This window comes from Streptomyces sp. NPDC001732, from assembly GCF_053596315.1.
Window position 1 is genome coordinate 122,240 of sequence record NZ_JBSFFY010000007.1, and the last position, 12,009, is coordinate 134,248.

Here is a 12,009-nt window from a genome sequence, read left to right on the forward strand (position 1 = left end):
GGCGGCACGCTCTGATGCGCCGTCCGCTTTTCCGTTCGCGGTGATCCAGCGATCCGGTGATCCGGCGGCTCGGTGGCTTGTCCGTCTGGCGGTCGTCCGTTCCCTCTGCCTGACGATCTGCCCGGCCGCATCGCGACGAGGGCGCTGCAGGGCCTCGAATTCGTACCCCTTTCGGGTGGCTGTTCGTCCAGGCGTTCCCGGGTTCCGAGGGCTTTGCGGGTGAGTTGTATCTCCCTCGTTTCCCTTGGTGCAAATGGCTGCAAAAGGTTATGCATCGGACGTCCGGCTCGCGGGAGGAGGGCGCCCGCCGTGTAAGTTCCGGGGCCGAGAGCCTTGGAAGGGACCGATCCGGTGAACAAGAAGCTAGCTGCCGCACTGTCCGGCGGTGCGGTACTGGTACTCACGCTGTCGGGCTGCAGCAGCGACGGCGACAAGAGCGAGAAGGTGAACGCCTGGGCCAAGCAGGTCTGCGACCAGGTCCAGCCGCAGCTCCAGAAGATCGCGAACGCCAACGCCGCCATTCAGCAGCAGACCGCCGACAACAGCAAGCCCGCCGACGTGCAGCGCACCGACTCGGCCGCCTTCCAGCAGATCTCGCAGGCGTACAAGGCGCTGGGCGCGGCGGTCGAATCGGCCGGTCCGCCGCCGGTCGACGGCGGCGAGACCACGCAGAAGGAGGCCGTGAAGGAGCTCAACGCCTCCTCTGCGGCATACGCGAACCTGCAGAAGAAGGTCGACGCCCTGGAGACGAAGGACCAGGCGAAGTTCGCCGACGGGCTCAAGGGCATCGCGGACGAACTGAACAAGATCAGCACCAGCGGTGACGAGTCGTTGAAGAAGCTCCAGTCCGGCGAGGTCGGTACCGCGATGGCCAAGCAGAAGGGCTGTCAGAAGCCGACGGCCTCGAAGCCGCCGAAGTCCACCACCTCACCGTCCCCCTCGCCCAGCAAGAAGGCGTGACCGAGCGGCAGCCAGAGGCGTGACCGGGCAGCGGCCACGGGGACGAGCCCGGCGGCGGCCACGGAGGTGAACCCGGCGGCGGTGCGACCGTCGCGGTGGAGAGACGGCTGTGCGGACGGCCCGGCGGCCCCGATGGGCGCCGGGCCGCTGCCGTTGTCAGTGGGAGCGGCCACAATGGGTGGGTGAGTACGACCAGCCTCCCCGCGCCCGACCGTTCACCCAGGCTCCGCGAAGCCCTGCTCGCCGCCGACTTCACCGCCGACGGGCTCCTCGACCTGCTCGGTGCGCCCGCCTACGCCGCGCTCGCCCGCAGCGAGACGGTTCCGGCGTTGCGCGCGACCCGGGGCGGCTCCCCGCTCGACACGCTGGTGCGGCTCTTCCTGCTCCAGCACCCGGTGCCGTACGAGCAGGCCCGTGCGGCGCTGCCGCTGGACGAGTGCGTCGAGGGCGGCTGGGTGATCCGCACCGGCGACGAGGTGCGGGCCACGGTCGACGTGCGGCCGTACGGCGGGCCCGAGGGGCAGGACTGGTACATCGTCTCGGACCTGGGCTGTGCGGTCGGCGGCGCGGGCGGCATCGGCTCGCGCGAGGAGGGCGTGGTCCTCGGCGTCGGCGGGGCGTCCACCACGCTCGCCGGAATCACTGTCCGTACGCCTGTCTCCTCCGCGCTCGACGTCGGCACGGGCTCGGGCATCCAGGCGCTGCACGCCTCGCAGCACGCCACCCGGGTCACGGCCACCGACGTCAACCCCCGTGCGCTGGAGTTCACCCGATTGACGCTCGCGCTGTCCGGCGCCGCCCCGGCCGAGCTGCACCAGGGCTCCCTCTACGAACCGGTCGGGACGGAGACGTACGACCTGATCGTCTCCAATCCGCCGTTCGTCATCTCGCCCGGCGCCCGCCTCACCTACCGCGACGGCGGGATGGGGGGCGACGACCTGTGCCGGACCTTGGTGCAGCAGACGGGCGAGCGGCTGAACGAGGGCGGGTACGCCCACTTCCTCGCCAACTGGCAGCACGTCGAGGGCGAGGAGTGGCAGAGCCGGCTGAGCTCCTGGATTCCGCACGGCTGTGACGCCTGGATCGTGCAGCGCGAGGTCCAGGACGTCACGCAGTACGCGGAGCTGTGGCTGCGCGACAGTGGCGACCACCGTACGGACCCCGCCGAGTACGCCGCGCGGTACGACGCCTGGCTGGACGAGTTCGAGGCCCGCAAGACCAAGGGCGTCGGCTTCGGCTGGATCACCCTGCGCAAGTCCGCCGCGGCCGTGGCCGGGAATCCGTCCATCGTGATCGAGGAGTGGCCGCACGCGGTGGAGCAGCCGCTCGGACCGGCTGTCGAGGCCCACTTCGCCCGCCAGGACTACCTCCGGGAGCAGGACGACGCCGCGCTCCTGGCCGGGCACTTCACCCTGGCTGCCGAGGTGGTGCAGGAGCAGGTCGGGCTGCCGGGCGCGGAGGACCCCGAGCACGTGGTGCTCCGTCAGAACCGGGGCATGCGGCGCGCGACGAAGGTCGACGCCGTGGGCGCGGGTTTCGCGGGTGTGTGCGACGGGACGCTGCCGGCGGGCCGGATCCTGGACGCGATCGCCCAGTTGATGAACGAGGATCCGGTGCTGCTGCGTGACCGGACCCCGCAGGCGATCCGGCTGCTGGTGGAGGAGGGCTTCCTGGAGCCGGTGCCGCCGTCGGCGGGGTGAGCGCATGACCCAGGTGCTGCCGGTGCCGTTGATGTCGTCGGGGCTGTCGATGCTGTGATCGGTGGGCCGGGGTGTCGGGGGTGCCGGTTCCGTCGGGGGTGACGCGGGGGCGTCGCGGAGTCCGGTTCGGGTTTCGGTTCGCGTTTCGACAGGCGAGGCATCCCATTCGGCCCGGTCCTTTCGGGCCGGTCCGTGCGGCGTCCGTTCCGGTTCCGGTTCCGGGCAGTCGGGTCCCCGGGCGCCGGACCGTGGGACTGCCGACCTGGCGGGCCGACGGCCGGCCGGGGCCCGCAAGGCCGACGGTCCGCCGTGCTCCGTTCCCGTTCGGACCCGTATTGCCGTACGCACGGCCCCGTATCGCCGTACGTGACGAGCCGCCCCGCCGACAGCGGGTTCGGGGTCGCCGCCGACGGCGCGTCGCCGCGGTGCGGATTCCGGTTGGCCCCCGGCCGGTGGGTGGTCCGGTAGTGCGACCGGGACGGCGAATCCGGCCATTCATCCGGGGTTCGCGTCGGTGACGCCCAGGAGTGACAGCCTCCACCTGACCGGACGGGCACACACCCGGGCGGGTACAGGACGTCGGGCGCAGGCCGTCGGGCACGGGCCGTCGGGCACGGGACAGAGAGGCGTACGGACATGGAGAGCGGACCCGCGGTCTTCGCCGGAACGGCGTTCGCGCTGTTCGGAGCCGCACTGCTGCTGTGGACGGGGGCGCGCGTGATGCACCGCGCGCCGGTGGCGCACGGCGTGAGCCCCGTGGCATCCGCCGCGCTCGCCACTGTGTTCGGCGTACTCTTTCTCACCCTCGGTGTGTGGTGCTTCACCCGCGTCTGAGCCGTTCCCGTTTCCGAGTCGCTCCCGCCTCCGTCTCTGAGCCGCTCCCGATCACCCGTGTCCGACCACAGGAAGCGGAGCACCGGGCGCGGGGCGCAGGGCACGTGGCGCGGAACACGCCCGGGTCGTCCGCATCTCGCCCCCGGTGCCCGTAACGCCGTCACCGCGCCCCGAAACCCGCAGGCAGCGGCCGTGCGCACGGTGGACGGGGCAGTCCGGGCGGCAGGAATGGCGGAAGTCGGGTTACCGTTCGAGTGGCCGTTGCGGGCTTTTGCCGTTTGACACGGGGGCGGGTTGTACCGTCACACTCCGCAGCGACAGCACCGTCGGCAGCGTCATCGCGCTGCCCGGATGCCCACCGAGCGTCGACCGGAGAGAAGAGCGAAGTTGTCCCCGACCAGCGAGACCGCACAGGGCGGCCGCCGACTCGTCATCGTCGAGTCGCCTGCCAAGGCGAAGACGATCAAGGGCTACCTCGGCCCCGGATACGTCGTCGAGGCGAGCGTCGGGCACATCCGCGACCTGCCGAACGGCGCCGCAGAGGTCCCGGACGAGTACACCGGCGAGGTCCGTCGGCTCGGCGTCGACGTCGAGCACGACTTCCAGCCCGTCTATGTCGTCAACGCGGACAAGAAGGCCCAGGTCAGGAAGCTGAAGCAGCTTCTCGCCGAGTCCGACGAACTCTTCCTCGCCACCGATGAGGACCGCGAGGGCGAAGCCATCGCGTGGCACCTGCAGGAAGTCCTGAAGCCCAAGGTCCCGGTCCACCGGATGGTCTTCCACGAGATCACCAAGGACGCGATCCGGGCCGCCGTCGCCAACCCGCGCGAGCTCAACCAGCGCATGGTCGACGCCCAGGAGACCCGCCGCATCCTCGACCGGCTCTACGGCTATGAGGTCTCGCCGGTCCTGTGGAAGAAGGTCATGCCGCGTCTGTCGGCCGGCCGTGTCCAGTCCGTGGCGACCCGGCTCGTCGTCGAGCGGGAGCGCGAGCGCATCGCCTTCCGTTCCGCCGAGTACTGGGACCTCACCGGCACTTTCGCCACCGGCCGCGCCGGGGACTCCTCCGATCCCTCGACGCTCGTCGCCCGCCTCGGCGCGGTCGACGGCCGCCGCATCGCGCAGGGCCGCGACTTCGGCCCGGACGGGCAGCTGAAGCCCGGCTCCGGCCAGGTGCTGCACCTGGACGAGGTGAATGCCCGAGCCCTGGCCGCCGCGCTCGCCGACACCGCGTTCACCGTGCGGTCCGTCGAGTCGAAGCCGTACCGCCGCTCCCCGTACGCCCCGTTCCGGACGACGACCCTCCAGCAGGAGGCGAGCCGGAAGCTGGGCTTCGGGGCCAAGGCCACCATGCAGGTCGCGCAGAAGCTGTACGAGAACGGCTTCATCACCTATATGCGCACCGACTCCACGACCCTCTCGGACACCGCGGTCACCGCGGCGCGGGCGCAGGTCACGCAGCTGTACGGGGCCGACTACCTGCCGGACAAGCCGCGCACGTACGCCGGGAAGGTCAAGAACGCGCAGGAGGCGCACGAGGCGATCCGCCCCTCCGGCGACCGCTTCCGCACCCCTGCGGAGACCGGCCTCACCGGCGAGCAGTTCCGGCTGTACGAGCTGATCTGGAAGCGGACCGTCGCCTCCCAGATGAAGGACGCGGTCGGCAACTCCGTCACCGTCAAGATCGGCGGCCGGGCGAGCGACGGCCGGGACGCCGAGTTCTCCGCGTCCGGCAAGACGATCACCTTCCACGGCTTCATGAAGGCGTACGTCGAGGGCGCCGACGACCCGAACGCCGAGCTCGACGACCGTGAGCGGCGCCTGCCGCAGGTCGCCGAGGGCGACGCGCTGTCCGCCGAGGAGATCTCGGCCGACGGCCACGCCACCAAGCCGCCGGCCCGCTACACCGAGGCCTCGCTGGTCAAGGAGCTCGAAGAGCGCGAGATCGGCCGCCCGTCGACGTACGCGTCGATCATCGGCACGATCCTGGACCGCGGCTACGTCTTCAAGAAGGGCACGGCGCTCGTCCCGTCGTTCCTCTCCTTCGCCGTCGTCAACCTGCTGGAGAAGCACTTCGGCCGGCTCGTCGACTACGACTTCACCGCGAAGATGGAGGACGACCTCGACCGCATCGCGCGCGGCGAGGCCCAGTCCGTCCCGTGGCTGAAGCGTTTCTACTTCGGCGCCGGTGACGACGTGGCCGGGGCGGGCGCGGCCTCCGACGCGGGCAACGGCGACGGCGACCACCTCGGCGGTCTGAAGGACCTCGTCACCGACCTCGGTGCGATCGACGCGCGCGAGATCTCCTCCTTCCCCGTCGGCAACGACATCAAGCTGCGGGTCGGCCGCTACGGGCCGTACATCGAGCGGGGCGAGAAGGACTCCGAGGGCCACCAGCGCGCGGACGTGCCGGAGGACCTGGCGCCCGACGAGCTCTCCGTCGAGTACGCGGAGGAGCTGCTGGCCAAGCCCAGCGGGGACTTCGAGCTCGGCACGGACCCGGTCACCGGGCACCAGATCATCGCGAAGGACGGCCGTTACGGCCCGTACGTCACCGAGGTGCTGCCCGAGGGCACCCCGAAGACCGGAAAGAACGCGGTGAAGCCGCGGACCGCCTCGCTCTTCAAGTCCATGTCCCTGGACACGGTGACGCTGGCCGACGCGCTCAGGCTGATGTCGCTGCCGCGCGTCGTCGGCGAGGACGCCGAGGGCGTCGAGATCACCGCGCAGAACGGCCGCTACGGCCCGTACCTGAAGAAGGGCACGGACTCGCGTTCGCTCACCTCCGAGGAGCAGCTCTTCGACATCACGCTCGAAGAGGCCCTCGCGATCTATGCCCAGCCCAAGCAGCGCGGCCGGGCCGCCGCCAAGCCGCCGCTGAAGGAACTGGGCACGGACCCGGTGAGCGGGGCCCCGGTCGTGGTCAAGGACGGCCGGTTCGGCGCGTACGTCACCGACGGCGAGACGAACGCGACGCTGCGGACCGCCGACAGCGTCGAGACCATCACGCCGGAGCGCGGCTACGAGCTGCTCGCCGAGAAGCGTGCCAAGGGGCCCGCCAAGAAGAAGACGGCGAAGAAGGCCCCCGCCAAGAAGACGGCCGCGAAGAAGACGGCCGCCAAGAAGACCACGGCGACCGCCAAGAAGACGGCGGCGAAGAAGACGACGGCCGCGAAGAAGACCACGACGGCCAAGAAGACGGCGGCGAAGAAGACGGCCGCGGCGTCCGTGGAGGACTGAGAGCAGCCGACCGGGGCCAGCCGCTCGGGGCTGAGGGCCGGGGGCCGGGGGTCGTACGTGTCGGGTACGGCCGCGCGCGTCGGGTGGACCGTACGCGGTCGGGTACGTCGGGTGAGCAGCGCGTCAACAGGGGGGCCGGGAGGATCCGGCCCCCTTCGGCGTTCGTGCGTACCGGGTCGGCGTTCGTGCGTACCGGGCCCGGCGGACGGAAAGCGCCGGTCGGGGGCGGCCGGGAGACGATCGGGGCGGGGCGCGCCGGGTGAACCGCGGGCGCCGGAACTGCTCGGGCGCCCGTATGTTCGGACGGGGCCTCCGGGGACCCCATGGCTCCGGATAGGCTGGGCGGATGACGCGAGCCGAGCAGCCAACGGTCGTGAGCCCCACCTCCGACACACTTGCCGCAGACTCACGCGAGCGCGCCGTACGAGCCCTGTTGCGTGTTCCTCCGCTGAAGCGGTTGTGGAGCGCACAGCTCGTCGGCGGTATCGGCGATGCACTCGCCCTTCTCGTGCTGGTGCTGATGTCGCTGCAAGCAGCGGTCCTGGAAGGCTCATTCGGAGCCGGGTACCGAGGGGCGGCCTTTGCCGTCGCCGCGGTGTTCGGTGCCCGGATCCTTGCCACCCTCCTCTTCGGAGCCGTACTCCTGGGGCCGTTGACGACGCTCACCGCGCCCGGCGGACCGCTGGACCGGCGGTGGCTGATGATCGGCACGGACGGGCTGCGGCTCGCGCTGCTGGTCGTCGCGCCGCTGTGGATCGACTGGATGCCCGACAAGGCACTCATGATGATCCTCGTCACCGTCTTCGTGACCGGTGCGGCCGAGCGCCTGTGGACGGTCGCCAAGGACGGCGCCGCCCCCGCGCTGCTGCCCGCCCCGCCGCCGGAGGGCGCCGCCGTGCGCCCGCTGCCCGACCACCTCGACGCACTGCGCCGGCTCTCCGTCCGCACCGACTACGCCGCGATCCCCGTGGCCGCGACCGCCCTGCTGGTCGCCACCCTCATCGGCAACCTGCTGGGCTCGGGCCTGGAGTGGTTCTCGATCCACCAGGCGGCCCTCGGTTCGTACCTCGCCGCAGGCCTCTTCTCGGCCTCGATCTCCGTCCTGTACTTCCTGGAGCTGCCGGGTACGCAGACGCCCCGCCCGCGCTCGCCGCTGGAGGGCCTGCGCCGCCCGTCGACCGGCAACGGGCCCGACAAGGGACGCACCGGAGCCGTCCCACTGGTCGTCGCTGCCTCGGCCACGGTCGCCGGGGCCATCGCCGCCGCTGCCGCCGTCGCCGTACTGCACGCCGCCGACCTGGGCGGCGGACCCGCCACCTTCGCCCTGCTGATCCTCGCGCTGACCGGCGCCACCGGCGTCGGCGTCCGCACCGCGGGCAAGGTCCTGCCCACCCTGTCGCGGCGCCGGCTGCTCGCCCTGGCCACCGCCGTCACCGGCATCGCGCTCCTTGCGATGGGCCTCGTGCCGGACACGGCGACCGTGCTGATGATCGCGGTGCTCGCCGGGTACGCGGCAGGGGTCGCCGCCCACACCGGGCACGTCCTGGTCGACCAGGAGACCGAGGAGTCCCGCCGGGCCAGGACCACCGACCACCTCCAGGCCGTCGCCCGGGTCCTCATCGGGCTCGGCGCGCTTGGCGGGCCGCTGCTGGCCGCCGCGATCGGTACCCACCGGCTGACCGCCGGAGACTTCGTCTTCGCGCACGGCGGGGCGGCCTTCACCCTGATGCTGATCGGCGCGCTGCTGCTGCCCGTCGCCGCGATCGTGCTCGCGAAGACGGACGACCGCTCCGGCGTGCCGCTGCGCCGCGACCTGCGCGAGGCGCTGCGCGGCGGCGACCCGGCCGTCGCCCCCGCCGCGACCGGTTTCTTCATCGCCCTGGAGGGCGGTGACGGCGCCGGCAAGTCCACCCAGGTCGAGGCGCTCGCCGAGTGGATCCGGGCCAAGGGCCACGAGGTCGTCGTCACCCGGGAGCCGGGGGCGACGCCGGTCGGCAAGCGGCTGCGCTCGATCCTGCTCGACGTGTCGTCGGCGGGCCTCTCCAACCGGGCCGAGGCACTGCTGTACGCCGCCGACCGGGCCGAGCACATCGACTCGCTCGTCCGCCCGGCGCTGGAGCGCGGCGCGATCGTCATCTCCGACCGCTACATCGACTCGTCCGTCGCCTACCAGGGCGCGGGCCGCGATCTGTCCCCGACCGAGATCGCCCGGATCTCGCGCTGGGCGACGAGCGGACTCGTACCGCATCTGACGGTGCTGCTGGATGTGGACCCGGAGACGGCGAGGGAACGGTTCACCGAGGCGCCCGACCGGCTGGAGTCGGAGCCGCCGGAGTTCCACGCCCGCGTACGGTCCGGTTTCCTGACGCTGGCCGCGGCCGACCCGACCCGCTACCTGGTGGTGGACGCGGGCCAGGACCCGGAGGCCGTCACCACGGTCGTACGCCACCGGCTCGACCAGCTCCTCCCGCTCTCCGAGGCCGAGATCAAGGCCCAGGAGGAGGCGCGCAGGGCCGCCGAGGAGGAGGCCAGGCGCAAGGCCGAGGAAGAGGCGGCCCGGAAGGCCGAGGAGGAGCGGCTGGAGCGCGAGCGGCAGGAACAGCTGGCCAAGCTCCGTGCCGAGGAGGAGGAGCGCAAGGCCCGCGAGCTGGAGGAGGCGCGCCGCCGCGAGGCCGAACGCCAGGCGGAGGAGGCCCGGCAGCGGGCCGAGGAAGCCCGCCGGGTGGCCGAGGAGGAGCGGGTCCGCCGCGAGGCCGAGGAAGCGGCCCGGGAAGCCGAACAGGCCCGGCTGCGCCGTCAGGCCGAGGAAGAGGCGCGGCTGCGCAAGGAGGCCGAGGCGCTGCGGCTGGAGAAGCAGCGCAAGGCCGAGGAGGCGCTGCTGAGGGCCGAGGCGGCCCGCAGGCAGGCCGAGGCCGAGGCCGCCGAGGCAGCGGAACGGGCCAGGGCGGAGGCCGCCGCGGCCGCCTCCGTGCCGGAGAACGAGATCACGGTCCCGACGCCGATCGTCAACCCGAACGACGTGACGCAGCAGGTGCCCTCGCCGCCCGCACCGTCCACGCGCTCCGACGAGGCCGAGACGGCGATGCTCCCGAAGATCCACGACCGGACCGGCCGTTCGGACCGGCCCGGCGCGACGGGTGTGACGGGTGCTGCGGACGAGACGGCGGTCCTCCCTCCGGTACGGGACACCGCGCAGGCGCGCGAGCCCCGGACGGCGAGGCCGGAGGACCGGGTTCCGCGGGGCATCTTCCGCGACGAGCGTCCGGCGGGCTCCGCGGCGGAGAGCGAGAACGAGCGCACCCGTGAGCTCCCGCAGATCGGCGACCCGCAGTCGGCGCAGGACCGGCGGGAGGAGGGGGAGCGCGGTCGGCGCCCCCGCCCCGACTGGGCCGAGGAGACCCCGCTGGACGATCTGCCGACGCTGGCGGACGAGCTGCTGGGCGAGCACCACGACTCCCATGACGACGGGGACCCGGGCCGCTCCGGCCGGGGCCGCCGCCCGCGCCGCTGACGGACGGGACACCGGACGGGACCTCGGGTGGGATGACCGGACGGGACAACGAGTGAGATGACCGGGTGGGGCAGCCGTGACGGGCGAGACCGTCGGGCTGCCCCACCCGTTCGTTCGGGGCGGGCGACCGTGCGGGTGGCCGTCCGTGCAGGTGGGGCGAGCCGACTGGGCGGTCGGATCGGTCGGGCGGCCCGAGGCGGCCGGACGGGGCCGGAGGATCGGGCAGACCGTTCGAGGCGGGCGGTCCGACGGCGGCCGGGTCGCGAGGGCGGTCCCGGGCGGTCGGGTCGCGGCTCTGTCGGGATTGTCAGACCCGTCCCTCACAATGGAGACCGGATCATGCAAGCCGGATCGGAGACCGTCGCGCCGGGCGGCGGCCCGACCGGCGGACGGCGACACCACAGCCCGCGCGGCCGTACCGTACGACAGCCGCGCGGCGCACATCATCGGAAGGGCGGTGACCCATGACCGTATGGGACGACCTGGTCGGGCAGGACCGCGTGCAGGAGCAGCTCGCGGCCGCCGCCCGGGACGCCGATGCGCTGGTCACCGCCGATGCCGGGGGAGAGCCGGTGCCTTCGGGGTCGAAGATGACCCACGCCTGGCTGTTCACCGGCCCGCCGGGCTCCGGCCGTGCCACCGCGGCCCGCGCCTTCGCCGCCGCCCTCCAGTGCACCAGCCCCGACCGCGCCCTGGGCGGCGCACCGGGCTGCGGCTTCTGCGACGGCTGCCACACCAGCCTGATCGGTACGCACGCCGACGTCGAGGTGGTCCGTACGGACCTGCTCTCCATCGGGGTGAAGGAGACCCGTGAGCTGGTCCGCCGCGCCCAGCTCTCGCCGGCCGTCGGCCGCTGGCAGGTCATCGTCCTGGAGGACGCCGACCGGCTCACCGAGGGCGCGGGGAACGTCCTGCTGAAGGCGGTCGAGGAGCCCGCGCCCCGCACGGTGTGGCTGCTCTGTGCGCCCTCCCTCGAAGACGTGCTGCCCACCATCCGTTCCCGCTGCCGCCACCTCACGCTGCGCACGCCCCCGGTCGACGCGGTGGCCGACGTCCTGATCCGGCGCGACGGCATCGACCCGGAGCGGGCCGCGTCCGCCGCGCGGGCCACCCAGGGCCACATCGACCGGGCCCGTCGCCTCGCCACCGACGAGCGCGCCCGGTCGCGCCGTGCCGCCGTGCTCAAGCTCCCGCTGAGGGTCGAGGACATCGGGGGCTGCCTCAAGGCCGCCCAGGAGCTGATCGACACCGCGACCGATGACGCCAAGCAGGTCTCGGAGGAGGTCGACGCCAAGGAGACGGAAGAGATGAAGGCCGCACTCGGGGCGGCGGCCGGGGGACGGCTGCCGCGCGGCACCGCGGGGGTGATGAAGGAGCTGGAGGACCGGCAGAAGCGCCGCAAGACCCGCACCCAGCGCGACAGCCTCGATCTCGCGCTCACGGACCTGACCGGCTTCTACCGCGACGTGCTGGCCCTCCAGCTGGGTTCGCGGATCGCCATCGCCAACACGGACGTGCAGGACGCCCTCGACCGAGTCGCCCGCGCATCCACCCCCGAGCGCACCCTGCGCCGGATAGAGGCGGTGATCGCCTGCCGCCGGGCGCTGGACCGCAACGTGGCACCGCTGCTCGCGGTGGAGGCGATGACGATGGCGCTCCGCACGGGCTGACCCACCGCGCCGCCCCTCGGGGCAGGCCATCACGTGCAGGGGGAGCACCGGCGCACGCGCAGCCGCCTCGTGGGGCCGCCTTCCCGGCACACGC

6 protein-coding genes are annotated in these 12,009 nt (G+C 72.8%); all 6 read left to right on the plus strand.

The window, feature by feature from the left end; translation table 11 throughout:
- Positions 1-351: 351 nt before the first annotated feature.
- The 6 genes from ACWCXX_RS10530 to ACWCXX_RS10555 all read left to right on the plus strand — a co-directional run bounded on the left by ACWCXX_RS10530 (position 352) and on the right by ACWCXX_RS10555 (position 11,915).
- Positions 352-960: a small secreted protein gene (locus ACWCXX_RS10530; RefSeq protein WP_451125941.1), complete on the plus strand. Its 609-nt coding sequence runs from the start codon at positions 352-354 to the stop codon at positions 958-960.
- A gap of 182 nt (positions 961-1,142) precedes the next feature.
- Positions 1,143-2,660 (plus strand): DUF7059 domain-containing protein, encoded by a 1,518-nt coding sequence (locus tag ACWCXX_RS10535; protein WP_451125942.1) that lies wholly within the window; start codon positions 1,143-1,145, stop codon positions 2,658-2,660.
- Positions 2,661-3,296: 636 nt separating this feature from the next.
- The gene (locus ACWCXX_RS10540; protein ID WP_451125943.1) at positions 3,297-3,494 is read left to right on the plus strand and encodes a hypothetical protein; all 198 of its coding nucleotides are present in this window, start codon (positions 3,297-3,299) and stop codon (positions 3,492-3,494) included.
- Positions 3,495-3,881: 387 nt separating this feature from the next.
- Complete coding sequence (gene topA, locus ACWCXX_RS10545) at positions 3,882-6,734, plus strand: type I DNA topoisomerase (protein ID WP_451125944.1); 2,853 nt, start codon at positions 3,882-3,884, stop codon at positions 6,732-6,734.
- Between the two features lie 346 nt (positions 6,735-7,080).
- Positions 7,081-10,245 (plus strand): dTMP kinase, encoded by a 3,165-nt coding sequence (gene tmk / locus ACWCXX_RS10550; RefSeq protein ID WP_451125945.1) that lies wholly within the window; start codon positions 7,081-7,083, stop codon positions 10,243-10,245.
- Positions 10,246-10,709: 464 nt separating this feature from the next.
- Positions 10,710-11,915, plus strand: a complete 1,206-nt coding sequence (locus ACWCXX_RS10555) for a DNA polymerase III subunit delta' (RefSeq protein ID WP_451125946.1) — start codon at positions 10,710-10,712, stop codon at positions 11,913-11,915.
- The last annotated feature ends 94 nt before the right edge of the window (positions 11,916-12,009 follow it).

Coding starts and splice junctions, on each gene's coding strand:
- ACWCXX_RS10540 (WP_451125943.1), top strand. CDS start 3,297: ATGGAGAGCGGACCCGCGGTCTTCGCCGGAACGGCGTTCGCGCTGTTC.
- tmk (WP_451125945.1), top strand. CDS start 7,081: ATGACGCGAGCCGAGCAGCCAACGGTCGTGAGCCCCACCTCCGACACA.
- ACWCXX_RS10555 (WP_451125946.1), top strand. CDS start 10,710: ATGACCGTATGGGACGACCTGGTCGGGCAGGACCGCGTGCAGGAGCAG.